This window comes from Bacillus sp. FSL R10-2201 (assembly GCF_038008665.1).
Classification (GTDB): Bacteria; Bacillota; Bacilli; order Bacillales; family Bacillaceae_G; genus Bacillus_A; species Bacillus_A mycoides.
The window spans coordinates 4298105-4322672 of sequence record NZ_JBBOZP010000001.1 but is presented as its reverse complement, the minus strand read 5'-3'; the positions used below and the strand labels follow the sequence as shown (position 1 = coordinate 4322672).

The 24568-nt window shown below is 36.7% G+C and carries 26 protein-coding genes; 19 read left to right on the top strand and 7 right to left on the bottom strand.

Features of this window, described 5'->3' with window-relative positions; translation table 11 throughout:
- The first annotated feature begins 146 nt into the window (after nt 1–146).
- Nucleotides 147–1346 carry a class I SAM-dependent rRNA methyltransferase gene (locus NSQ69_RS22345; RefSeq protein ID WP_199627442.1) on the top strand — a complete coding sequence of 400 codons (1200 nt, stop codon included), beginning with the start codon at nt 147–149 and terminating at the stop codon, nt 1344–1346.
- Nucleotides 1347–1389: 43 nt separating this feature from the next.
- Here the strand turns inward: NSQ69_RS22345 and NSQ69_RS22340 are convergent, their stop codons facing one another.
- Nucleotides 1390–1584, bottom strand: a complete 195-nt coding sequence (locus NSQ69_RS22340) for a YwbE family protein (RefSeq protein ID WP_001014315.1) — start codon at nt 1582–1584, stop codon at nt 1390–1392.
- Nucleotides 1585–1758 carry a hypothetical protein gene (locus tag NSQ69_RS22335; RefSeq protein WP_002112138.1) on the bottom strand — a complete coding sequence of 58 codons (174 nt, stop codon included), beginning with the start codon at nt 1756–1758 and terminating at the stop codon, nt 1585–1587.
- Between the two features lie 171 nt (nt 1759–1929).
- Between NSQ69_RS22335 and NSQ69_RS22330 the strand changes: the two genes are divergently transcribed.
- From NSQ69_RS22330 to NSQ69_RS22300, 7 genes are all read left to right on the top strand, one after another.
- Nucleotides 1930–2622 (top strand): response regulator transcription factor, encoded by a 693-nt coding sequence (locus NSQ69_RS22330; protein ID WP_002190826.1) that lies wholly within the window; start codon nt 1930–1932, stop codon nt 2620–2622.
- A 1-nt stretch (nt 2623) separates the two neighbouring features.
- Entirely contained in the window at nt 2624–3559 is a 936-nt protein-coding gene (locus NSQ69_RS22325; protein WP_201056950.1) for a HAMP domain-containing histidine kinase, read from the top strand.
- Between the two features lie 126 nt (nt 3560–3685).
- Nucleotides 3686–4609 (top strand): ABC transporter ATP-binding protein, encoded by a 924-nt coding sequence (locus NSQ69_RS22320; RefSeq protein WP_003191672.1) that lies wholly within the window; start codon nt 3686–3688, stop codon nt 4607–4609.
- A 27-nt stretch (nt 4610–4636) separates the two neighbouring features.
- On the top strand, nt 4637–4795 hold the full coding sequence (locus tag NSQ69_RS22315; protein WP_162181133.1) for a hypothetical protein: 159 nt from the start codon (nt 4637–4639) through the stop codon (nt 4793–4795).
- A 34-nt stretch (nt 4796–4829) separates the two neighbouring features.
- Complete coding sequence (locus NSQ69_RS22310; RefSeq protein WP_002034266.1) at nt 4830–5534, top strand: ABC transporter permease; 705 nt, start codon at nt 4830–4832, stop codon at nt 5532–5534.
- A 40-nt stretch (nt 5535–5574) separates the two neighbouring features.
- Nucleotides 5575–6444, top strand: coding sequence for a DUF4097 family beta strand repeat-containing protein (locus tag NSQ69_RS22305; RefSeq protein WP_002034267.1), 870 nt, complete (start codon nt 5575–5577; stop codon nt 6442–6444).
- A gap of 24 nt (nt 6445–6468) precedes the next feature.
- Nucleotides 6469–7164: an ABC transporter permease gene (locus NSQ69_RS22300; RefSeq protein ID WP_341099676.1), complete on the top strand. Its 696-nt coding sequence runs from the start codon at nt 6469–6471 to the stop codon at nt 7162–7164.
- 63 nt (nt 7165–7227) lie between these two features.
- Here NSQ69_RS22300 and NSQ69_RS22295 read toward each other — a convergent pair whose 3' ends face one another.
- The 4 genes from NSQ69_RS22295 to NSQ69_RS22280 all read right to left on the bottom strand — a co-directional run bounded on the left by NSQ69_RS22295 (nt 7228) and on the right by NSQ69_RS22280 (nt 11330).
- The gene (locus NSQ69_RS22295) at nt 7228–7560 is read right to left on the bottom strand and encodes a YfjL-like protein (RefSeq protein ID WP_341099675.1); all 333 of its coding nucleotides are present in this window, start codon (nt 7558–7560) and stop codon (nt 7228–7230) included.
- Between the two features lie 134 nt (nt 7561–7694).
- Complete coding sequence (locus tag NSQ69_RS22290; RefSeq protein WP_002192435.1) at nt 7695–8198, bottom strand: DinB family protein; 504 nt, start codon at nt 8196–8198, stop codon at nt 7695–7697.
- Nucleotides 8199–8311: 113 nt separating this feature from the next.
- Nucleotides 8312–10348: a Fe(3+)-hydroxamate ABC transporter permease FhuB gene (gene fhuB, locus NSQ69_RS22285; RefSeq protein ID WP_002129312.1), complete on the bottom strand. Its 2037-nt coding sequence runs from the start codon at nt 10346–10348 to the stop codon at nt 8312–8314.
- Between the two features lie 7 nt (nt 10349–10355).
- Complete coding sequence (locus tag NSQ69_RS22280) at nt 10356–11330, bottom strand: ABC transporter substrate-binding protein (RefSeq protein ID WP_078203636.1); 975 nt, start codon at nt 11328–11330, stop codon at nt 10356–10358.
- Between the two features lie 406 nt (nt 11331–11736).
- On the opposite strand from NSQ69_RS22280, the gene NSQ69_RS22275 reads away from it, so the two are divergent.
- From NSQ69_RS22275 to uvrC, 8 genes are all read left to right on the top strand, one after another.
- Complete coding sequence (locus NSQ69_RS22275; protein WP_341099674.1) at nt 11737–12774, top strand: BclA C-terminal domain-containing protein; 1038 nt, start codon at nt 11737–11739, stop codon at nt 12772–12774.
- Nucleotides 12775–12967: 193 nt separating this feature from the next.
- On the top strand, nt 12968–14653 hold the full coding sequence (locus NSQ69_RS22270) for a long-chain-fatty-acid--CoA ligase (protein WP_002129308.1): 1686 nt from the start codon (nt 12968–12970) through the stop codon (nt 14651–14653).
- A gap of 106 nt (nt 14654–14759) precedes the next feature.
- The gene (locus NSQ69_RS22265; protein ID WP_012261773.1) at nt 14760–15347 is read left to right on the top strand and encodes a TetR/AcrR family transcriptional regulator; all 588 of its coding nucleotides are present in this window, start codon (nt 14760–14762) and stop codon (nt 15345–15347) included.
- An 11-nt stretch (nt 15348–15358) separates the two neighbouring features.
- Nucleotides 15359–16135 (top strand): enoyl-CoA hydratase, encoded by a 777-nt coding sequence (locus NSQ69_RS22260; RefSeq protein WP_002088868.1) that lies wholly within the window; start codon nt 15359–15361, stop codon nt 16133–16135.
- 78 nt (nt 16136–16213) lie between these two features.
- Nucleotides 16214–16987, top strand: coding sequence for an electron transfer flavoprotein subunit beta (etfB, locus tag NSQ69_RS22255; protein ID WP_002088867.1), 774 nt, complete (start codon nt 16214–16216; stop codon nt 16985–16987).
- A 36-nt stretch (nt 16988–17023) separates the two neighbouring features.
- A complete protein-coding gene (etfA, locus tag NSQ69_RS22250; RefSeq protein ID WP_002015402.1) occupies nt 17024–18001 on the top strand; it encodes an electron transfer flavoprotein subunit alpha in 978 nt (325 codons plus the stop codon).
- Nucleotides 18002–18212: 211 nt separating this feature from the next.
- Nucleotides 18213–18527 carry a thioredoxin gene (gene trxA, locus NSQ69_RS22245; RefSeq protein WP_000974757.1) on the top strand — a complete coding sequence of 105 codons (315 nt, stop codon included), beginning with the start codon at nt 18213–18215 and terminating at the stop codon, nt 18525–18527.
- A 154-nt stretch (nt 18528–18681) separates the two neighbouring features.
- Entirely contained in the window at nt 18682–20466 is a 1785-nt protein-coding gene (gene uvrC / locus NSQ69_RS22240) for an excinuclease ABC subunit C (protein WP_002129304.1), read from the top strand.
- A gap of 115 nt (nt 20467–20581) precedes the next feature.
- Here uvrC and NSQ69_RS22235 read toward each other — a convergent pair whose 3' ends face one another.
- Nucleotides 20582–21031 (bottom strand): YslB family protein, encoded by a 450-nt coding sequence (locus tag NSQ69_RS22235; RefSeq protein WP_002015405.1) that lies wholly within the window; start codon nt 21029–21031, stop codon nt 20582–20584.
- A 309-nt stretch (nt 21032–21340) separates the two neighbouring features.
- Between NSQ69_RS22235 and sdhC the strand changes: the two genes are divergently transcribed.
- Genes sdhC through sdhB form a run of 3 tightly spaced genes read left to right on the top strand, consistent with a single transcriptional unit; the run spans nt 21341 to nt 24528 of the window.
- Nucleotides 21341–21967, top strand: coding sequence for a succinate dehydrogenase cytochrome B558 (gene sdhC / locus NSQ69_RS22230; RefSeq protein ID WP_002015407.1), 627 nt, complete (start codon nt 21341–21343; stop codon nt 21965–21967).
- Between the two features lie 13 nt (nt 21968–21980).
- Entirely contained in the window at nt 21981–23774 is a 1794-nt protein-coding gene (gene sdhA, locus NSQ69_RS22225; protein WP_002034228.1) for a succinate dehydrogenase flavoprotein subunit, read from the top strand.
- Nucleotides 23767–24528 carry a succinate dehydrogenase iron-sulfur subunit gene (sdhB, locus tag NSQ69_RS22220; protein ID WP_002088861.1) on the top strand — a complete coding sequence of 254 codons (762 nt, stop codon included), beginning with the start codon at nt 23767–23769 and terminating at the stop codon, nt 24526–24528. The genes sdhA and sdhB overlap by 8 nt, the downstream gene beginning before the upstream one ends.
- Nucleotides 24529–24568: the final 40 nt, after the last annotated feature.

The following is a 24568-nucleotide window of genomic DNA, read 5'->3' as shown; positions in this document are numbered from 1 at the left end:
TAAGTTTTTTTTCGATTAAGCGAGAGGATGAGCTAGTTGTACTAGCAAAGCAATAATATGGTATAGTGAAACGAGGCTTTTTTCAGTCTCGTTTTTTAAATGCTTCCTACTAATAGAAAGCATTCAAATGGAAAGGAAGACATTACATGCGATCTGAAGTAACTATAAAAATAAAACCGAAGTTTATAAAAGAAATTAAAGGTGGATATCCACTTATTTTAAAAGATGCAATTCAAAATTTAAATGATGTACGTGAAGAAGGGACAATCATCAACGTAGTGGATGAGAAGAACCAATTCATTGGAAAAGGCTATTATGGAAAACAAAATAAAGGGTATGGTTGGATTTTAACGAGAAAAGAGAAGGAGGAAGTGAATCAATCTTTCTTTGAAAGTAAAATCAAATCTGCTTTACATAAACGAAAACATTTTTATAAATCAAATGATACAACAGCATTCCGTGCCCTGAATGGTGAGGGCGATGGCCTTGGTGGTTTAATCATCGATTATTATGACGGCTATTACGTAATAAGTTGGTATAGTGAAGGGGTTTATACTTTCCGCGATGAGATTATAGCAGCACTTCAAAAAGTAGCAAATTTCAAAGGGATTTATGAGAAAAAGCGTTTTGATACGAAAGGGAAATACATTGAAGGTGATGATTTCGTCGCAGGAGAGCGCGGTGAGTTCCCACTTATCGTAAAAGAGAACGGTGTAAACTTTGCTGTATATTTAAATGACGGGGCGATGGTTGGTGTGTTTTTAGATCAGCGTAACGTTCGAAAACAAATTCGTGATAAATATGCAAAAGGAAGAACGGTTTTAAATATGTTCTCTTATACTGGGGCTTTCTCTGTATTTGCAGCGCTTGGCGGTGCAAGTAAAACAACAAGTGTGGACCTTGCAAATCGTAGTTTAAGTAAAACGATTGAGCAGTTTAGTGTAAATGAAATTGATTATGAAGCACAAGATATTATTGTAGAAGATGTATTTCTGTATTTCAAATATGCAGCTAAGAAAAAGATGAAATTTGATATGGTTGTACTTGATCCCCCAAGCTTTGCACGCTCGAAAAAATATACGTTCAGTGCGGCGAAAGATTATAAAAACTTATTAAAAGAAACAATTGCCATTACAGAAAATAACGGTATTATCGTTGCTTCTACAAATTGTAGCGCATTCGATATGAAAAAGTTTAATGGCTTTATCGATACAGCATTTAAAGAAATGAACGGTAAATATAAAATATTAGAAGAACATTCTTTACCAGAAGATTTCCGTACAATTGATCAATTTAAAGAGGGAGACTATTTAAAAGTAGTTTTCATCGAAAAAATTAAAGGTTAATGAAAATAAGAAAAGGAGCTCAAGTTTAAATGAGCTCCTTTTCTTATTGAATGATATTTTGGACTCTGCCAACTTGTCCGTCCTGCAATCGTACTTTAATGCCGTGCGGATGAGAGGGTGAGTTAGTTAAAATATCTTTTACAATTCCTCTTGTTAGCTTGCCTGTACGTTGATCTTGTTTTAATACAATATCAACTTCAAGACCTGATGAAATGTTAGATCGTTTTTGCCCGTTCATTTATACACCTGTACGTCTACGTTGGTTGTTTGTTTTCTTCGTTTGTTGGTTTTGTAATTTTTTCGTTTCTTGACTTTGATTTCCATTATTTGAGCCGTTTCCATTTCCTTGCTTTTTCTTCGCAAGTTGTTCGCGCATTAAATCAGCTAAGCTTACTTTTTTGTTTTCTGACATGATAAGTCTCCTTTATATAAAGTTAATTATGAACAATCGTAGTGAATTTCATCATATCATTGTTAAGGAAGGAAGGGAAGTTGGTTTGAAAATTCATATAATTGTACCAACTAATTTGCAGTTACGATACAATTGAATTGTTAATGTTTGTTAAAAAAAGGGGATAGAAATATGTCACATCATATTTTATTAGTTGAAGATGACATCTCAATTCAAGAGATGGTTGAAACATATTTAGTAAAAGAAGGTTTTCAAGTTACAATCGCATCTGACGGAGAAGAAGGCGTGAACACATATTTAAAAGGTTCATTTGATTTGATAATTCTCGATATTATGATGCCGAAGTTAGATGGGTTAGAGGTCGTTAGAATCATTCGAGAAAAAAGTGCAGTTCCGATTTTAATGATGTCAGCGAAAGATACAGATGTTGATAAAGCGGTTGGATTAGGCCTTGGAGCAGATGATTACATTTGTAAGCCATTTTCTATGATTGAATTGGCAGCACGTGTAAAAGCAGGTATTCGGAGGTCTACGAAATATTCGGTTACAGAAACAACAGAAAAGATGATCCAGATTGGTGATTTAACAATCGATCCAATTAATTTCACTGTAGAAAAAAACGGAAAGTCGCTCAAACTTACTTTAAAAGAATTTGAGATTTTAAAACTGTTCGTAAAGAATCAAAATCGTGTATTTACAAAAGCGCAAATATATACGTTAGTTTGGAATGAAGAGTATTACGGTGACGATAACGTTATAAATGTTCATATGAGAAGATTACGTGAGAAAATTGAAAGTGATCCATCTAATCCAGAATACATTAAAACGTTATGGGGCATCGGCTATAAGTTGGAAGGGATGTAATATGGTCAATCTGTTAATTGGTATTATTTTTATATTGTTATGTGTCATTTACATACAGTATAAAATGAGAAAAACTAGCAGCAAAAATTTACGGTACACATATGAAAAATTAGAAGGTATTGTAAATGAAAAAACAGGTGAGAAGTTACTCGTTATGACAGATGATCTAGAATTGCAAAAGTTATTAGTGGCAATTAATCATTTATTAGATGCAAAACAGAAAACGAATGCAGATCATGCGAAAGTGGAAATTTCGATGAGAAAAATGCTTTCAAATATTTCACATGATTTGAAAACACCACTAACAGTTATTCTGGGATATACCGAAATGTTAAATAAGGATAAAACGATAAGTGAGGAAGAGCAGCAAATATTACTCGAAAAGGTGCATGTAAAAACACTAGAAGTGATGGAACTGATTCATAAGTTTTTTGATTTAGCAAAATTAGAATCCGGTGACAAAGCAATCGAGATGACAAAAGTAAATATGAATGAAGTTTGTCGCGAGAAGATTTTATCTTTTTATGATTTAGTGACGACGAAAGGGTTTCAAGTTCATATTGATATACCAGAAAGAAATATATATGCACTTGGAAATGTAGAAGTATTAGGTAGAGTATTGAATAATTTAATATCAAATGCGATTACATATGGTGACGATGGAAAGACACTTGGTATGACGTTAAGAGATGATGAAACGAGTGTGTATATAGATGTATGGGATACAGGAAAAGGAATTGATGAATCTCATATTGATAAAGTGTTTGAGCGTATGTACACGCTTGAAGATTCCAGAAATAGATTGTACCAAGGAAGCGGTTTAGGGTTAACGATTACGAAAAGGCTTGTGGAAGCGATGGACGGAGAAATACATCTTTCTAGTAAGCCGTATGAAAAAACAATTTTTACAGTTGTATTAACAAAGATGCTGTTTTAGCTTGTAGAGAAGTAGATTCTACAAGCTTTTTTTTCAGCGTAAGGAATTTGTAAGGAACGGGTAAGAAAAAAGAGATTTCCGTTGTCTATTATAGAAATATAAAGTAGTGCGAAAGGAGACAGTGACATGACATATATATTAAAAACGAATCAGTTAACGAAAGTGTTTAAAGGGAAAGAAGTTATTTCTAGCGTTAACATGCATGTGAAAAAAGGAGAGATATACGGTTTCTTAGGGCCGAATGGTGCAGGTAAAACAACGATTATGAAAATGATTACAAATTTAATAAAACCGACGAGCGGTGATATTGAAATTTTCGGTGAGAAGTTAACAGACACATCTTATGAAGTATTAAAAAGAATGGGGACAATTATTGAATATCCAATCTTTTATGATAAATTAACGGCGAAGGAAAACTTAGAATTACATTGTGAATATATGGGATATTACGATAAAAACGCAATTGATCATGCTTTAAATTTAGTAAAACTGCACGGTATAGATGATAAAAAAGTAAAAGATTTTTCATTAGGGATGAAGCAACGACTTGGTATTGCAAGGGCGATCATGACAAAGCCAGAACTACTCATTTTAGATGAACCGATTAATGGTTTAGATCCAATTGGTATTAAAGAATTAAGAGACTTATTTAAAATGCTGTGTAAGGAATATGGAATTACTTTATTAGTTTCTAGTCATATTTTAGGCGAGATGGAACAAATGGCAGATACAATTGGTGTGATTCAAAACGGAAAACTAATAAAAGAAGTTTCAATGAAGAGTATTAATGGGAAACAAACAGAGTACATTGAAATCACTGTTCCTGATGTGAAGCGTGCAGCTTATATTTTAGAAGATAAACTCGGTATAAAAAATTACAAAATAATGAGCGGAAATATGATTCGTGTGTATGATACGGTAGCGTCTCAGCAAGCCATTTCAAAAGCACTTATTATGAACGATGTAGAAATTGAAAGTATTAATAAGAAACATAGCTCTTTAGAGGAGTATTTCTTAAATGTAATGGATGGGGAAGGCATTCACGCTTAATGTAATTTCAGCGAGGGGGATATGATGATGAATGCATTAATAGTGAACCTTATAGCGGGATTTATCGTAATGCTCATAAGTGGAATTTTATATTATAAAAAGCCAGAACGAAAGTGGAGTTTAATTTTACTAGTGATAGGGATAGTAAGCGTAGTTACGGCTGGAATTAGAATGTTAGTAGCATAGAGGAAGTTATGTCAGTAATGGAGGCGTGGTTTATATGTTTAAATTAATGAAACTTGAATGGAAGAAACATAAATTATCTAGTTACTTTAAAGGGGTAGCCATTTGCATTATAGCAATTTTTGCTGCGGTGAGCCTTATGGCATTGGGAATGAAAGGTGAAGGAGACGCGGCAATCACTGACTTCACAAAATATATGATTTTAGCAAATCTTATTATTAGGATAACATTCATTATTTTTAGTTCGGTCATTTTATCACGTTTAGTAATTGATGAGTACAAGAATAAAACAATGCAATTATTGTTTATGTACCCACTGCAAAGAAAAGTGGTAATGGGAGCGAAATTAGCAATTGTTTTTAGTTTTTGCTTTGTGAGCACGATTATCGCTACTTTCATTATTAGTTTGCTTCTATTCTGTATGAATCCAATGATGGGCCTACTTGAAACACCTGTTACGATGGGCGAAATAATATCTACTGTTCCGGCTACTTTTATAAATGCATTTATGATATCTGGTATAAGTTTAATTCCTTTATTTTTTGGTATGAGAAAGAAATCGGCACCGACAACGATTACTTCTGCAGTAATAATCGCGATGATAATTAACGGTAACGTTGGTACTGGAAACGGTCAAGTAAGTATGTTTAATTTCATAGCTATCCCAATGGTGTTTTGTTTATTAGGAATTTTCATTAGTTATCTTTCGTATCGTAAAATCGACAAGATTGATGTGGCGTAGTAAAGCAAGCTTAAAACAATAACGAACTGGGGTATGAATAGTGAAAAAAATAATAGTAATTGCAATTTTATTGATTACAATTGCTAGTATGGTTTTTGGTTTTAAGACATTTCATAGGAAAGATTTTAAGAAAGAAAATTCTTTTGAGATAAATAATATAAAAGAAATAGAAGTGGACAATGAAAACTGGGATATTGAATTTAAAAGTACAGACTCTAATAAAATAGTAATTTCCGCTCAAGGTCAACGATTAGATAAAGAGATAGATCCCGTTAAAATAGAAAATGACGGAAATAAAATGATGATTAAGCAAGAACAGAAGATGAACGGATTCGTTAATGGTTTTACGTTTAGGAAGAAGAATATCATTTCTATATTTATTCCGAAGAAAGAAATAGATAAAATTGTATTAAATAATAAATCTGGTGATGTGAAAATAAGCGATATAGCAGTGAAACATATCGTCACAAAAAGCAAGTCTGGAGATGAAATGATTGTAGGACTATCCGCAGAGAAAGGTGAATTCATATCGCAAAGTGGAGAGTTAGTTCTAAAAGATAGTTCAGTACAAGAGTTAAATATAAAGTCTACGACTGGTGATAACTATATAACAAATGTAAGTAACTCAAATATGAACATCACTTCAACATCTGGGGAAGTATTACTGAAAGATATGAAAGAAGGAAAATCATTATTTGTAGAAACAAAATCAGGAGATATTGGCGTAAGGTATAAAGGTGTTCCGGCTTCATTGAAACTTACGGCTAAAAGTAATTCGGCTGACATAATGGTGAATGTAAACGGACTTAAGAAAGATAAAAATACAGAAAAGATAAAAGAAGGAACTATTGGTGATGCAAAAAACAAAGTGGAGATTTTAAGTGAAACAGGGGTAATTTATATCGATTAAAATTTAAATGAAAGGAGGACTATCATGCTACGTCTTATGAAGCTAGAAATGAAGAAGTTTAAGCTTGGATGGTATGTAAGGGGAGTAATTATTGCAAATATCGCTATACTGGCATTATTGACCTCTATGAGCATCGTTTCTCAAATAGAAGGAGATCCAGAAATAAGAGATCCGCAGATGATTTTGTTAGCGGTTAGTACATTAGTAAGAGCAACATTTATTATTTTTGGTAGTGTGTTAATCGCAAGGTTAATAATTAGTGAATATAAAAATAAAACAATACTACTCATGTTTTCTTATCCAATTAACCGAAAGAAAATGATGGCTAGTAAGTTGGCTATTACAGCGACATTAACATTTATAACAGTTATTTTATCGAACATTTTAGTAGTAGGAATTTTCTTTGGGATAGATAGTTATTTTTCAATTCTTCCTAATTCATTCACAGTAGATCAATTGATTCAAGAAGGGATAAATCTTATTCCTTTAGCCATTGCCACGGCAGGAATAAGCTTAATTCCTCTATATTTCGGGATGCGTAAACGTTCTGTGCCAGCTACAATCGTTTCTTCTATTATCGTTGTATTAATCGCAATGAATAACCCGTCCATATTTCCTATAGCGACGTTTCTTCCTCTTCAATTCACATTTGCAGCGATTGGAGTTGCGATTGCATATTACGGAATTAAAAATATAGAGAAGGAAGATATAACAGTATGACAAGAATACGTAAAAAAGAGTTGGCGTTATACCAACTCTTTTTTGTATATGTATGCTTCGTTACTACTCTGTAAATTTATAGTGTTTGCTTAAATACTCTTGCACTCCTGGAGAAATGTTAAAGTTATTAGGACCTTTATATTCGATAGTAAACTCTCCATCTTCAATTGTTTCAAAGGCGATTGCATAGCTATTCATTTTAGCATCGTAAGAAGTATTTTTGACTTCTGCATCTAGATCAAAGTATTTTGTAATATATTCTTTTGATTCCGTAACTGCTGTTTGTTTTCCCCAAGGGGTACCATAACTTGTGAAATAAAGAGATACACTGATAACTCCAATGATAGAAGTTAGTAAGAGAGTTCTTATTGTTATTTTTTTGTTTTTTGTATTCAATTTAGTTCCCTCCAATTAATATGAATTTATCTTAACGTATTTTCTCATAAAATACCATTTGGTAGAAAATAGTTTCACATGAAACAAGTTACAGAAAAAGACAAGGTGCAAAAACACCTTGTCTTTTTCTGTCGTTACATTTGGGGAGCTTCCATTCCAGTAGCAGCCCATTCTTCTTTTGCAGGACCATAAACGCCAGGGACTGTTAAGCCAGCTTGACGCATTAAAACAGTCATCTGTCCGCGGTGGTGATTTTGATGATTGATGAGTGTCATTAAAAATATAGAATTCGGCATAGGACGACCAAAGAAGTTATTAATAGTAGCTAAGTCTTTATCAGTCCACTCACTTTGAAGTGCTTCAATAAAAGCCGTATTCACTTTGCGATACCCATCTGCAATTGTTTTTGCTGAAGTTGGTACAGGATAATCTTTCGTTTCTCCTTCAAACTGAAGTCCTGTTCCAGATAGCATAACAGGAATTGCAGTCACGATATGCCAAGCAACTCTGCCTAACGTCCAGTGCCCAGGTGCAATTTCTTGTGATAAAGATTCATCGGTTAATGCATCGAGCATCTTCTGAGTAGACTCAGCCTCGTATGTCCATGATTGTAGAAAACCTTCAATAGTTTGGTACATATTTATCCCTCCTAGTTATGTTCATAGGTTACATTCGTGAAAAAAAGATAGTTTCCTTTTAACCTATCAGAACGAATAAAAAAGAGGCTTCTCATATTAAGAAGCCTCTTTTTTTAACCAACCTTCTTCCCACTCTTCCTCATCAACCATAAGAAATAAGGTGCTCCAAGTACAGCAACGACAAGACCAGAGGGGATTTCTTTCGGATATGCAATCGTTCGTCCGAGTAAATCAGCAAGGGAAAGAAGGATTGCTCCAAACAGTGCTGAACAAACGAATAGTCTTTGATGATTCATACCAACGACGATTCGTGCTAAGTGAGGTGCAACAAGACCTAAAAAGGCAATTGTACCGACAGCAGCAATGTTAATTGATGCAAGTAGTGTCGCTAACACAATTAGAGCAAGACGCGTTTTATTTACAGGCTGCCCGAGTCCGGTTGCTAAATCATCTCCAAGTACAAGAACGTCAAGTTGTTTCATTAAGAAAAAGATAATTGGTATAAGAATAAGAGATGGATATAGAATGATATTTTCTAAGTGATTCCATCCTCTTGCATACGTACTGCCTGACAACCATGTTAAGGCCGCAGCAACATTCAAATTTGCTCTAACGATAAAGATTTGAATAATCGCTGAGCCGAGCGCGGAAATGCCAATTCCTATTAAAGCAAGAGCTGTTGGGCTAAATCCTGATTTCCATGAGAAGAAGAGGACAATTCCAACTGCAAGTAGTCCACCAATAAATGCACCAATTGGTAGGAAGAAACCAGGAAGTGCGGGAAAGACATACATAATAGTTAAAGCACCAACACCAGCTCCCGATGAAATACCAATAATAGAAGGATCGGCAAGTGGGTTTCGTAATATTCCTTGGAAAACAAGCCCGCTTATTGCAAGGCATGCTCCGGCAATAGCAGCAACGAGCATTCTTGGTAAACGAAGGTTCATCATCATATTTTTATCAAATTGTGTTAATTGTCCTGTTATGGCATTTGTAATGCTTTCGATATAAGAATTGCTACCGATTGTAACACCAAGAGCAATCGTCACAATGCAAAGTGTGATAGAGATAATGATTACCTTTTTATAAGAGTAATAACGAGAACTAGCTCCAGCTGCATTTGCACCGTTATCATTCATATATTGTTTCGATTTCATCATGCGATACACTAAATAAATAAGCCAAGGTGATCCAATCATTGCTGTAACTGCCCCGACAGGTAATTCTGCACCAGTTGGATCTATTAATCTACCAACAACGTCTGCTCCTAGTAATAATATTGCTCCCCATAAGAAAGAGGAGAGAAGGAGGGTAAAGTGTTGTCGATAACCAATAAGGCGCATTAAGTGTGGTGCAACTAAGCCGACAAACCCAATCGGTCCAACAACAGTTACAATTACTGCTGTTAAAAAGATTGCGGCGATGAATGCAATAAACCGTGTTACTGCGGTTTTCTCTCCAAGTGAAACAGCTACATCATCGCCGAGTAAGAGGACATTAAGCTTACGTGACATGAATAGTAAAACTAGGAAAGAAATAATGATAAATGGAAAAGCGAATTGAACGCCATTCCAGTTATTTTGAATAAGAGATCCAGCTCCCCATAAAAATAAACCTGCTGTTTCATTTTCATAGAAAAGCTGCATCGTTCCGGTAAAGGCAGAAAGCATTAATGTAACGACCATACCAGCTAGTGCCATTCTAAGTGGGGTTCCCTTTTTTCCACCAGAAATACGGTATACAAATAAAGCAGTAATAGCACCGCCGATAAATGTGAAAAGAAGGGAGTTAACTTGCAGACCTTTCGGTAAGAAAATTGTAGCCGCTACTAGAAAGAAATATGCACCAGAATGAATACCCATTGTACTGGATTCAGCAAGTGGATTTTTCGTTAACGTTTGTAAAATGACCCCAGATGCAGCAAGAGCCCCTCCAGCTAAAATGGCGATTACAGCTCTAGGTAATCGAAGCATGATTAAAGTTTGATGCTCTAGCGATTGGTTCGGTGAGATAAGAGCATCGATAATCATACTATAGGAAATATTTGCTTGTCCTTGTCCAATATGAATAAAGAAAAGGAGGAGCAAGAGAGCTGCTCCTCCTCCGAATACAAGACTTGCTCGAAGTGTATGTTGTAAGCTATTCATCGTGTAATCACTTCTTCGCTGTCATTACATCAGCTACTTGTGTTGCTAAAGATTTTGCAGACTCAGGACCACCGAAAATCCAAGTGTCGCCTTTTAATTTATACATTTTGTCTTCTTTTTTGAAATTTAACCCTTCCCAAGCAGGGTTACCTTTTAGTTGCGTGTCAAAAATGTTATCATCATCCGCTACAATGTAAATGAAGTTTGAATCTTGTACACTTTGTAATGATTCTACAGTTGTTTGTTTGAAACCATCTGCCTCTGATTTCCCAGCTTCAAAAGTGTTTGTTAAACCTAATTTTTTTGTAACTTGTAAAGCTGTAGAATTGTCAGTCAATATACGGAATGTTGGTACGTTTTTAGCTGTAAATGCTTGTACCATTGCGATGTTTTTATCTTTTAAGTCTGCTTTGTCAATTTTCGCTTTTGCATCTGCAAATGTTTTATCCATATCAGCTAATACTTTTTTACCTTCTTCTTCTTTTCCAACTGCTTTTGCAATTTGTTTAAATGTCTCTGTCATTTCAGCAAAGTGATCGTTATTGCTTGTTGATGGATCGAACATAACTGTAGGAGCGATTTGCTCTAATTCATTTTTAATAGCTTTACTACGGAATGAAGCTGTGATAATTAAATCTGGTTTTAGACGGCTAATTTCTTCTAAGTTTGGTTGTTGACGTGTTCCTACATCGACAACATCTTTACCTGGTTTTGTTGCTGTATTTACCCATTTATTATAATTCTTAATGTCTGCCATCCCTACTGGCTGAACACCAAGCGCTAATAAGTCTTCTGAATATACCCACTCAAGTACAACAACTTTTTTCGCTGGTTTATCTAACTTTGTTTCCCCTTCAGCGTGTTTAATTGTTATAGCTTGATTTTTATTGTCCGCTTTTGTTTCTTTTTTCTCCTCTTTTTGCTGCCCGCATCCAACAGCGAATAGAAGAACTACTATGAAAATACTGAAAATTCTCTTCATCTTCTGCCCCCAAATAAAATGTTTTATTTTCAATATGTACGATATTGAAAATCGTTATCAATTACAACACCCAAATCATACTATGAGGGCGTTTTAAGTGTCAATATTTTTTTAAAATTTTGACTAAAAATAACGATTTATACGGATTTTAATATATCGTATTGAAATGCATACGTGTATCAAGGTTGAAGGAGCTGAAATTCCTTTAATGAGGAAGGCGAAAGTACAAGCGAAAGGAGAGCGTATTGCATGTAATATTTATTAGAATGTAAGGAAAAAAACTTTGTTTATAAAAGGTTTGTTCCAGAGCGGGTAGTTGATAAGGAAAATAAAAACTGATTTTTATTAGAAAAATATTTTTAATTAGTGGGCTTACTTAAAAGATCGAACACGAAGGAGGGTCAACATGTCTTTATGGAGTAATAATGCAAATGGATATTGTGGATGTAATAATCAAAATGGTTTACATGTTGATTCGTGCTGTTTTAGTTGCGATGGGACAGTTCCGAAGCTCGGTCCAACGGGTCCAACGGGAGCGACAGGTGATACAGGAGCAACAGGAGCGACAGGTTCAACGGGAGCAACGGGAGCAACGGGAGCAACGGGAGCAACAGGAGCAACAGGAGCGACAGGTTCAACGGGAGCAACGGGAGCAACGGGAGCAACAGGAGCAACAGGAGCAACGGGAGCAACAGGAGCAACAGGAGCAACGGGAGCGACAGGAGCAACGGGAGCAACGGGAGCAACGGGAGCGACAGGAGCAACAGGAGCAACGGGAGCAACGGGAGCAACAGGAGCAACGGGAGCAACAGGAGCAACGGGAGCGACAGGAGCAACGGGAGCAACGGGAGCGACAGGAATAACAGGAGCAACGGGAGCGACAGGAATAACGGGAGCAACAGGTCCAACGGGAGCGACCGGAGCAACGGGAGCGACAGGAGCAACAGGAGCAACGGGAGCAACAGGAGCAACAGGTCCAACAGGAGCAACGGGAGCAACAGGTGAAACAGGAGCGACGGGAGTAACAGGTACAAGTATAACTGCGACGTATGCATTTGCGAATAATACATCAGGAGCGGCAATATCAGTGCTTCTTGGTGGAACAAATGTCCCACTTCCAAATAATCAGAATATCGGTCCGGGAATTACAGTGTCGGGGGGGAACACAGTATTTACGGCCGCAAATGCGGGGAATTATTATATTTCATATACAATTAATATAACGGCTTCATTATTAGTTAGTTCGCGAATTACAATTAATGGTGCACCGCTTGCTGGGACTATCAATTCTCCCGCATTAGCAACGACTTCATTTAGTGCAACAATTATTACGACTCTTGCAGCGGGGAGTGCAATTAGTTTGCAGTTGTTTGGATTGTTAGCTGTTGCCACGTTATCAACGACTACACCTGGTGCAGTTTTAACGATTATAAGATTAAGCTAAGTAACGTGAACTCTCTTATTCTTTTAAAATTAGGAGAGTTTCTACATATAATAAGAAGTTAAGGAAGTAAAGCATAGTTATAAAAAAGTCAGAATATTATGATTGTAACGATGTTACGACTATAATATAATGAAAACAACCATCATGAATGAACATTCATTTATTTTCACAAGTATTGGAAGGGGGAATGAGAGTGGAAAAACCTTGGTTGCAGAGTTATCCAGAGGAAATCCCAGGTACGATTTCATATGATATTCAGCCACTTCATGGATATTTAGAGAAAATGGCTGCTCGTTATCCAGAAAAGAAAGCGCTTCACTTTTTAGGTAAAGATGTTACATTTTCAGATTTCCATGACAAGGTAAAGAAATTTGCGAATTACCTTCAAAGGCTTGGTATTGAAAAAGGCGATAGAGTTGCGATTATGTTACCGAATTGTCCGCAATCTGTAATTGGTTATTATGGTACTTTGCTTGCGGGGGGGATTGTTGTACAAACGAATCCTCTTTATACAGAAAGAGAGCTTGAGTACCAACTTCATGACTCAGGGGCAAAAGTTATTCTTTGCCTGGATTTAGTGTTTCCGAGAGTTACTAATGTTCAAACGGCAACAAAGCTTGAGCATATTATCGTAACCCGTATTGCAGATTTTTTACCATTCCCTAAAAATTTACTTTATCCATTTGTACAAAAAAAGCAGGCAAATCTTGTTGTGAATGTGTCGGAAAGCGAAACGATTCATCTTTGGAAATCGGTAGAAAGAGAAAGTAATGCTGATGTTGAAGTTCCATGTGATCCTGAAAATGATCTAGCCCTTTTGCAGTATACAGGGGGAACGACAGGGTTTCCAAAAGGGGTTATGTTAACGCATAAAAACCTCGTTTCGAACACTTTAATGGGAGCGCATTGGTTATATAATTGTAAAGAAGGAGAAGAGGTAATTCTTGGTGTTCTTCCGTTTTTTCATGTGTACGGGATGACAGCTGTAATGAATTTAAGTATTATGCAAGGATATAAAATGGTGCTTATTCCGAAGTTTGATATGAAAATGGTTTTTGAAGCAATTAAGAAACATAAAGTTACACTATTTCCAGGAGCACCAACCATTTATATTGCTCTATTAAATAGTCCTCTTTTAAAAGAATATGATATTTCTTCAATTCAGGCTTGTATTAGTGGTTCTGCACCGCTTCCTGTAGAAGTGCAGGAGGAGTTTGAGAGAGTTACAGGTGGTAAATTAGTAGAGGGTTATGGATTAACGGAGTCATCACCAGTTACACATGGGAATTTTTTGTGGGAAAAGCGTGTGCCGGGAAGTATTGGGGTACCGTGGCCGGATACAGAGGCAATCATCATGTCACTTGAAACAGGAGATTCATTACCTCCAGGTGAAATTGGTGAAATTGTTGTAAAGGGCCCACAAATTATGAAAGGGTATTGGAATAAGCCAGAAGAAACGGCAGCTGTACTGCAAGATGGCTGGCTCCATACAGGTGATGTAGGATACATGGATGAGGATGGCTTTTTCTATGTGAAAGATCGTAAGAAAGATATGATCGTTGCTAGTGGCTTTAACGTATATCCTCGTGAAGTAGAAGAAGTGTTATATGAACACGAAAAGGTGCAAGAAGTGGTAACAATCGGTGTTCCTGATCCGTATCGAGGGGAAACTGTAAAAGCGTTTGTTGTTTTGAAAGAAGGCGCTGAGTGTTCTGAAGAAGAATTAGATCAGTTTGCACGTAAATATTTAGCAGCTTACAAAGTTCCGAAGGTATATGAGTTTAGAAGTGAGTTGCCGAAGACGACAGTCGGAAAAATTTTACGCCGTGTCCTAATAGATGAAGAGAAGAGAAAGAATGAGGATGAGCAAACGGGCTAAGGCCCTTTCTTTTTGAAAAAATAGGATTGACACTTTTCTAAATAGTCAGTATTATAAGAATATGAATGACTATTCATTCAGTCATCTTCTTGAAGGGGACAGTAAAGTGAAGAAAAATAGACCGAAATACAATCAGATTATTGATGCTGCAGTCATTGTGATTGCGGAGAATGGATACCATCAAGCGCAAGTTTCTAAAATTGCAAAGCAAGCTGGGGTAGCTGATGGCACGATTTATTTATATTTTAAAAATAAAGAAGATATATTAATATCCTTATTCCAAGAGAAGATGGGAGAATTTGTTGAAACAATTCGTCAAAAAATAGCAGGAATTGAAAGCGCTGTAGCGAAGTTATTCATGTTGGTAGAAACGCACTTCTTGCTGTTGTCACAAAATGATCCTCTTGCTATCGTTACGCAATTAGAGCTAAGGCAGTCCAATCAAGACTTGCGCCTTAAAATAAATGAAGTATTAAAAGGCTACTTACAAGTTATGGATGAGATTTTAGAGACAGGTATAAAGCAAGGTGAATTTCAGGCGGATTTAAACGTTCGCGTGGCAAGACAAATGATCTTTGGAACAGTAGATGAAGTTGTGACCAATTGGGTAATGAGCGATCATAAGTATGATCTGGTCGCACTTTCAAAAACGGTACATGGGCTACTTATTGCAGCTTGTGGTTATCGTCAATAATGGGAGGGATCATGTTGAAATTCCTATCTGTAAAAGTTGAAGATCATATCGCGGTGGCGACGTTAAATCATGCGCCAGCTAATGCGATGTCTTCACAAGTTATGCATGATGTTACTGAATTAATCGATCAAGTGGAAAAGGATGATAACATTCGTGTTGTTGTTTTACATGGTGAAGGACGCTTCTTCTCAGCAGGGGCAGATATTAAAGAATTTACATCTGTTACTGAAGCGAAGCAAGCAACAGAGTTAGCACAGCTTGGACAAGTTACGTTTGAGCGTGTTGAAAAATGCTCAAAACCAGTTATTGCGGCAATTCATGGAGCGGCACTTGGCGGCGGCCTTGAGTTTGCTATGTCTTGCCACATGCGCTTTGTAACTGAAAGTACAAAGCTTGGTTTACCTGAATTAACACTTGGATTAATTCCTGGTTTTGCAGGTACACAGCGCTTACCACGTTATGTTGGTAAAGCGAAAGCTTGTGAAATGATGTTAACAAGTACACCAATTACTGGTGCAGAAGCATTACAATGGGGACTTGTTAACGGAGTGTTTTCTGAAGAATCCATTTTAGAAGATACGCTTAAAATTGCAAAACAGATTGCTGGAAAAAGCCCAGCAACAACTCGTGCTGTGCTAGAGTTATTACAAACGACAAAATCGTCTCATTATTATGAAGGTGTACAGCGTGAATCACAGATTTTTGGTGAAGTATTTACGAGTGAAGATGGAAGAGAAGGCGTAGCAGCGTTTTTAGAAAAACGTAAGCCTTCATTTAGTGGTAGGTAGTCCAATTATTTTTTTAATAAAAATTAACAGAATTTTAAAATTGATAGAATCTTTCTGAAAAATAAGGGGGTAAATGGAATGAACATCTACGTACTCATGAAACGAACATTTGACACAGAAGAAAAAATCGTAATTAAAAACGGTGCAATTTACGATGGCGAAGCGGAATTCATCATCAACCCTTACGATGAATATGCGATTGAAGAAGCGATTCAAGTAAGAGATGCACAAGGTGGAGAAGTTACTGTTATAACAGTTGGTGGCGAGGATAGTGAAAAAGAACTTCGCACAGCATTAGCGATGGGCTGCGATAAAGCGGTACTAATTAACATTGAAGATGATGTTGAGAATGGTGACCAATTTACAACAGCAAAAGTGCTCGCTGAATATTTAAAAGATAAAGAAATCGATTTAATTTTAGGCGGGAACGTTGCGATTGACGGTGCATCTGGACAAGTTGGTCCACGAGTAGCTGAAGCGTTAAATATCCCATACGTAACGACGATTACGAAGCTTGAAATTGATGGTACAAATGTGAAGATTGAGCGTGATGTTGAAGGGGATACAGAAGTAATTGAATCATCATTACCTCTTCTAGTAACAGCGCAACAAGGTTTAAATGAACCGCGTTATCCATCACTTCCAGGTATTATGAAAGCGAAGAAGAAGCCACTAGAAGAAGTAGAATTAGATGATTTAGATTTAGAAGAAGATGATGTGGAAGCAAAAACAAAAACAATTGAAATCTATTTGCCTCCTAAGAAAGATGCAGGAAAAGTGTTACAAGGCGAGCTGCAAGATCAAGTAAAAGAACTTGTATCGTTGCTCCATACAGAAGCGAAAGTAATCTAATAAAATACGAAATTATATATGCAGGAGGGAAAATCTATGGCTCGTAAAGTATTAGTAATGGGTGAAGTTCGTGATGGATCGCTACGTAACGTTTCGTTTGAAGCGGTAGCAGCAGCAAAAACAATTGCAGAAGGCGGTGAAGTGGTAGGTCTTCTAGTTGGAGACAGCGTTGCCTCTTTTGCAAATGAATTGATTCATTACGGTGCAGATCGCGTTGTGACAGTTGAAAATGATAAATTAAAATCATATACATCTGATGGATATGCACAAGCGTTTTTAGCTGTATATGCTGAAGAAAAGCCAGAAGGCATTGTATTTGGACATACGGCACTTGGTAAAGATTTATCACCAAAATTAGCAGCGAAATTAGAAGCTGGTTTAATTTCTGACGTAACGGCTTTAGAAGTTGAAGGTGGAAATGTTATCTTCACTCGTCCGATTTACTCTGGTAAAGCATTTGAGAAGAAGATCGTAACAGATGGTATATTATTTGCGACAGTGCGTCCAAATAACATTGCAACTCTTGAAAAAGACGAGTCTCGCACAGCTGACGTGTCTTCTATTACAGTTGATGTGAAAGATTTACGTACAATCATTCAAGATGTTGTCCGTAAAACTGCAGAAGGTGTTGATCTTTCTGAAGCGAAAGTTATTATAGCTGGTGGACGTGGTGTGAAGAGTGAAGAAGGATTTAAACCGTTAAAAGAATTAGCTGACGTACTAGGCGGCGCTGTTGGAGCATCTCGTGGTGCTTGTGATGCTGAGTACTGTGATTATTCATTACAAATTGGTCAAACAGGTAAAGTTGTTACACCAGACCTATACATTGCATGCGGGATTTCTGGTGCGATTCAGCATTTAGCTGGTATGTCTAATTCAAAAATAATTGTTGCGATTAATAAAGATCCAGAAGCTAGTATCTTCAAAGTAGCTGACTATGGTATTGTCGGTGATCTGTTTGAAGTATTACCTCTTTTAACAGAAGAGTTTAAAAAGTTAAAAGTACATTCATGATTTGAGTACCCTTGAGTTCCAAGTGAAGTACCCCTATATATAGAAAAAGATGAGAGATCCCCTGTCTCTCATCTTTTTAGTATTTCATCCATATTTTTATATAGTATAAAGGAACATTTTTTTGTTACAATACATAACGATACATAATATTCGCCACGTATAAAAGTTAATGATATACTCTTGGTAGAATATACTTGAAGGAGGAAATAAAATGGCAATTATAAATGCAAATGACCAAAGCTTCGCAGCTGAAACTAGCGAAGGTGTTGTACTATTAGATTTCTGGGCGCCTTGGTGCGGACCTTGTAAAATGATCGCTCCTGTATTAGAGGAAATCGATTCAGAGTTAGGCGAGAAAGTAAAAGTAGTAAAAGTGGACGTTGATGAAAACCAAGAAACTGCTCGTCAATTCGAAGTAATGAGCATTCCAGCTCTTTTCGTATTAAAAGACGGTAAAGTGGTTGATCAAGCGTTAGGATATAAACCGAAAGAAGCGTTAGTAGAATTAGTTTCTAAACACTTCTAAAATAAAGAAGCTACCATTTGGTAGCTTTTTTTATTTTCTTTTTTACAACCTTTCCGTTACAATAAAAGAACGTATGTTGGGTGTTTTGGCATAGTATGTTTTTATGTGAAAATAAAAATGATAAGCATAAGCATGTAGAAATGGAGGGAGACGAGTGCACGAGCATTTAAAAGAGAAGTTAGCAATTTTGCCCGATCAACCTGGTTGTTATTTAATGAAGGATAAGCAGGGAACGGTTATATATGTCGGAAAAGCAAAGGTACTCAAAAATCGTGTGCGCTCGTACTTTACTGGTTCGCATGATGGGAAAACACTTCGGCTTGTTGGAGAAATTGTTGATTTTGAATATATTGTGACTTCCTCAAATTTGGAGGCTCTTATTTTAGAGTTAAATTTAATAAAAAAATATGATCCAAAATATAATATTCAATTAAAAGATGATAAAACATATCCTTTCATTAAAATTACAGCTGAAAAACAGCCGCGCTTACTCATTACGCGAAATGTAAAAAAGGATAAAGGAAAGTACTTTGGGCCTTATCCAAATGCGCAATCGGCACATGAAACAAAGAAATTATTAGATCGTATGTATCCACTTCGTAAATGTTCAAATATGCCAGATAAAGTTTGCTTGTATTATCATATGGGTCAATGTTTAGCACCTTGTGTGAAAGAAGTAACGGATGAGCAAAACAAAGAAATTGTTGATGAAATTATTAAATTCTTAAACGGTGGGCATAAAGAAATTCGTTCAGAATTAGAAACGAAGATGTATGAGGCTTCAGAAAAGCTAGAATTTGAACGGGCGAAAGAGTTGCGAGATCAAATTGCTCATATTGATGCAATTATGGAAAAGCAAAAGATGATTATGAGTGATTTAGTGGATCGTGATGTGTTTGGATATGCAGTTGATAAAGGGTGGATGTGTGTTCAAGTTTTCTTCGTTCGAAAAGGAAAGCTAATTGAACGTGATGTTTCTATGTTCCCGATTTATGATGAACCAGAAGAGGGATTTTTAACTTTTATCGGTCAATTTTATGAAAACAGTAGTCATTTCAAGCCGAAGGAAATTGTTGTTCCAGGAAGTATAGATTCAGAATTAGTAGAGCGCTTTTTAGAAGTTGAAGCGACACAGCCGAAGCGTGGGAAGAAAAAAGACCTTGTAGAATTAGCAAATAAAAACGCAAAAATTGCACTAGAAGAGAAATTTCACTTAATTGAACGTGATGAAGAGCGGACGGTTAAAGCCATTGATAATTTAGGGAAGCAGCTGGGCATTGAAACCCCATATCGTATTGAAGCGTTTGATAACTCGAATATTCAAGGGACAAATCCCGTTTCCGCAATGATTGCTTTTATCGATGGGAAACCAGCGAAGAAAGAATATCGGAAATATAAAATTAAAACGGTTCAAGGTCCTGATGATTACGAATCTATGAGGGAAGTTGTAAGACGCCGTTATACGAGGGCGCTTAAAGAGAATTTACCTTTACCAGATTTAATCATTATTGATGGTGGAAAAGGCCATCTGGCCGCTACAAGTGATGTTCTGGAGAACGAACTCGGTTTATATATTCCGATGGCAGGGCTTGTAAAAGATGACAAACATAAAACCTCCCATTTAATTATTGGGGATCCACCTGAACCTGTGATGCTTGAGAGGAATAGCCAAGAATTTTATTTATTGCAACGCATTCAAGATGAAGTGCATAGATTTGCAATTACATTCCATCGCCAGTTGCACGGGAAATCGGTCATTCAATCAGCATTGGATGATATTCCAGGAATCGGCGATAAACGAAAAAAGGTATTGTTAAAACATTTTGGCTCGTTAAAAAAGATGAAAGAAGCTTCCATAGCTGAATTTGTCGAAGCAGGTATGCCGAAAAATGTTGCAGAGATGATATATACTTATTTAACAGATAAGAAGACGTTGTAGTTTACAACGTCTTCTGTTTTTTGGTATAATTTCTGAAGATTTAAAATAAACTCATCTGAATGAATATACAAAAAAGTCAACTAAACTTATATGTCTAGTTGACTGTAGGTAGATGCTACACTTCAATGAGATCTTTTATATCCCATTTAACAAGAAATGTAATAGAGTCTGAACGCTTTTTCTGTTCCTCATAGGACTCTGCAACGACGTTTCTTTGTCTTTGAATTTGCTCGGCGATAAATCCAGCTTCTAATTGATAAGATGAATGTCTTTTTTGTTTTTGACGCTCAGTAATAAGTGTACCTTTAAGTTGAAACTGCATTTCACGACGTTTATGTTCAATGATGCTTAAAGTGCCCCAACCAGCTTTTTCAAAAAACTGAATGACTTCTTCAATTGTTTCTAGCGGATATTTTCTCGCAAGGTTTCTACCGGCCCAGTATAAAATACCATCTAAATCGTTACCAATTAAATCAGGTAGTAATTCTTCACGTAGCAATTCATAAGCGAAGGCGTTCAATGAAACATCTTCTAAAGATGTTATATCGATTGTATTTTTGCTCACAATATTCCCCTCTTTCTATAGGGATTATTATATAACATTTTTCATTTATAAAAATAGATTTTTCTTTGGGGAAATCTGAATATATAAGAAAAAAAAAGAATTGGCAAATTATATGCAAATTATGTGCAAATTATGTATACGTTTTCTTGACGCTTCGACAAAAATAGGGGTAAAATGAACTTGTTATCAAATTATGCTGAAATATTTCGAATAATTTTTTCAGTTTTTCTTATGCCAATAGTGAAAAAACATTATTGTTGTAAATTAATCTGAAAACAGCAGTCAAACATTCAAGGGGGTAATGGGGACATGAAAGGCCGCGAGTATACGTTTCGTAAGTGGCACTCATTAATGGGGGTCATTCCGGTTGGTGTCTTTTTGACGCAACATTTAATTGTAAACAACTTTGCAACAAGAGGAGCAGAGGCTTTTAACAAAGCTGCAGGCTTTATGGAGCTCCTTCCATTCCGGTATGCGCTAGAAATTTTCATCATCTTTTTACCTATACTGTACCATGCTATATATGGCTTATATATTGCATTTACAGCTAAGAACAATGCGGTATCTTACGGCTATTTCCGTAACTGGATGTTCGTCTTCCAACGAATTTCAGGTATCGTTACGCTGATCTTCATTTCTTGGCACGTCTGGGAAACTCGTATTCAAGCATTGTTAGGTAAAGAGGTAAACTATGATATGATGGCAGATATTTTAAACAACCCATTTATGTTTGGTTTCTATTTAGTTGGTGTTGTTTCAACAATTTTCCACTTTGCAAATGGACTATGGACATTCTGTATAAGCTGGGGAATTACAGTATCTCCACGTTCACAAAGAATCTCTACTTATGTAACATTAGCTATTTTCTTAGGTCTATCTTATGTAGGTGTGAGTGCATTATTAGCGTTCATCGATCCACAGCTAGCAAACCAGTAAGGAGTGGGAGAGCATGAAAGGGAAACTTATAGTAGTCGGCGGTGGCTTGGCCGGCTTAATGGCAACGATTAAAGCGGCAGAAGCAGGAGTAAATGTTGAACTATTTTCTTTAGTACCAGTAAAACGTTCACATTCTGTATGTGCCCAAGGTGGAATTAACGGTGCCGTAAATACAAAAGGTGAAGGGGATTCTCCATGGATCCACTTTGACGATACAATTTATGGTGGGGACTTCTTAGCGAACCAACCACCAGTTAAAGCGATGTGTGATGCAGCACCTGGTATTATTCATTTAATGGACCGCATGGGTGTTATGTTCAACCGTACGGAAGAAGGACTTCTGGATTTCCGTCGTTTCGGTGGAACACAACATCACCGTACAGCATTTGCTGGCGCAACAACTGGTCAACAATTACTATATGCATTAGATGAGCAAGTACGTCGTCATGAAGTAGCAGGACTTGTAACGAAATATGAAGGTTGGGATTTCTTACGAGCTGTTGTAGATGATGAAGGTGTGTGCCGAGGAATCGTCGCGCAAGACTTACAAACTATGGAGATAAAAAGTTTCCAAGCTGATGCCGTGATTATGGCAACAGGGGGCCCTGGTATCATCTTTGGAAAATCAACAAACTCTATTATTAATACAGGTACAGCAGCGTCTGCTGTATATCAACAAGGTGCATATTATGCGAACGGTGAGTTCATTCAAATTCATCCAACGGCAATTCCTGGAGACGATAAGTTACGTCTTATGAGTGAATCTGCACGTGGTGAAGGTGGACGTGTTTGGACGTATAAAGATGGTAAGCCATGGTACTTCTTAGAAGAAAAATATCCAGCTTACGGAAACCTTGTACCTCGTGATATTGCAACGCGTGAAATCTTTGATGTTTGCGTAGAGCAAAAACTAGGTATTAACGGTGAAAACATGGTGTACTTAGATCTTTCTCATAAAGATCCGAAAGAACTAGATATTAAACTTGGTGGAATTATTGAAATCTATGAGAAATTTACAGGTGATGATCCTCGTAAACTACCAATGAAAATCTTCCCAGCAGTTCACTATTCAATGGGCGGATTATGGGTTGATTATAAGCAAATGACAAGTATTCCAGGTTTATTTGCAGCAGGTGAGTGTGATTATTCTATGCACGGTGGTAACCGCCTTGGTGCGAACTCATTATTATCAGCAATTTACGGTGGTATGGTAGCAGGACCGAACGCAATTGAGTATATGAAAGGTCTTTCTAAATCATCTGATGCTGTTTCATCTACTGTATATGAGCAAAATGAATTAATTGAAACAGAGAAATTTAACAATATTTTAATGCTTGATGGTAACGAAAATGCATATGTTCTTCATAAAGAGCTTGGAGAATGGATGACAGATAACGTTACAGTAGTTCGTGAAAATAAAAAGTTACTAGAAACTGATGCGAAAATTGAAGAGTTAATGGCGCGTTACAAACGCATTAACATTAACGATACAGCAAGATGGAGTAACCAGGGTGCTTCATTTACACGCCAACTTGCAAATATGTTCGAGTTAGCACGTGTTATTACAATTGGCGCATATAACCGTAATGAAAGTCGCGGAGCGCATTACAAACCAGAATTCCCAAATCGTGATGATGCAAACTTCTTAAAAACTACGATGGCGAAATTTGAGGGAGAAGGAAAGGCACCAGCATTCCATTACGAAGAAGTGGATGTTTCATTAATTAAACCACGTAAACGTGACTATTCCTCAAAACATGATGTAGCTGCTAAGGGTGAAGAGAAGGGGGATAAACAACATGTCTGAGAAAACAATCCGCCTCATCATTACGAGACAAGATGGCCCAGATGCACAAGAGTTTGACCAAGAGTTTGAAATTCCATATCGTCCTAATATGAATATTATTTCGGCGCTTATGGAAATTCGCCGTAATCCTGTCGACTCAAAAGGGAACCAAACAACTCCGATTGCATGGGATATGAACTGCTTAGAGGAAGTATGTGGAGCATGTTCGATGGTGATTAACGGAAAACCACGTCAATCATGTACAGCCCTTATTGACCAGTTAGAGCAACCAATTCGCTTAAAGCCGATGAAGACATTCCCGATTGTACGTGATTTACAAGTTGACCGTAGCCGTATGTTTAACGCGTTAAAACGTGTTAAAGCTTGGATTCCAATCGACGGTACGTACGACCTAGGACCAGGTCCAAGAATGCCAGAGAAAAAGCGTCAATGGGCATATGAACTTTCGAAATGTATGACATGTGGTGTTTGCTTAGAGTCATGTCCGAACGTAAACAGTAAGTCTGACTTTATTGGTCCAGCACCGCTTTCACAAGCGCGTTTATTTAACTCGCATCCAACTGGTGAAATGCATAAAGCAGATCGCTTACGTGCAATTATGGGTGATGGAGGACTTGCAAACTGTGGTAACTCTCAAAACTGTGTGCAATCATGTCCGAAAGGTATTCCATTAACAACTTCAATTGCAGCATTAAACCGTGATACAACAATTCAATCGTTCAAAGATTTCTTTGGTAGCGACAATAACTATTAATAAATATTGCCTCTTCATGTTGAAGAGGCAATATTTATAA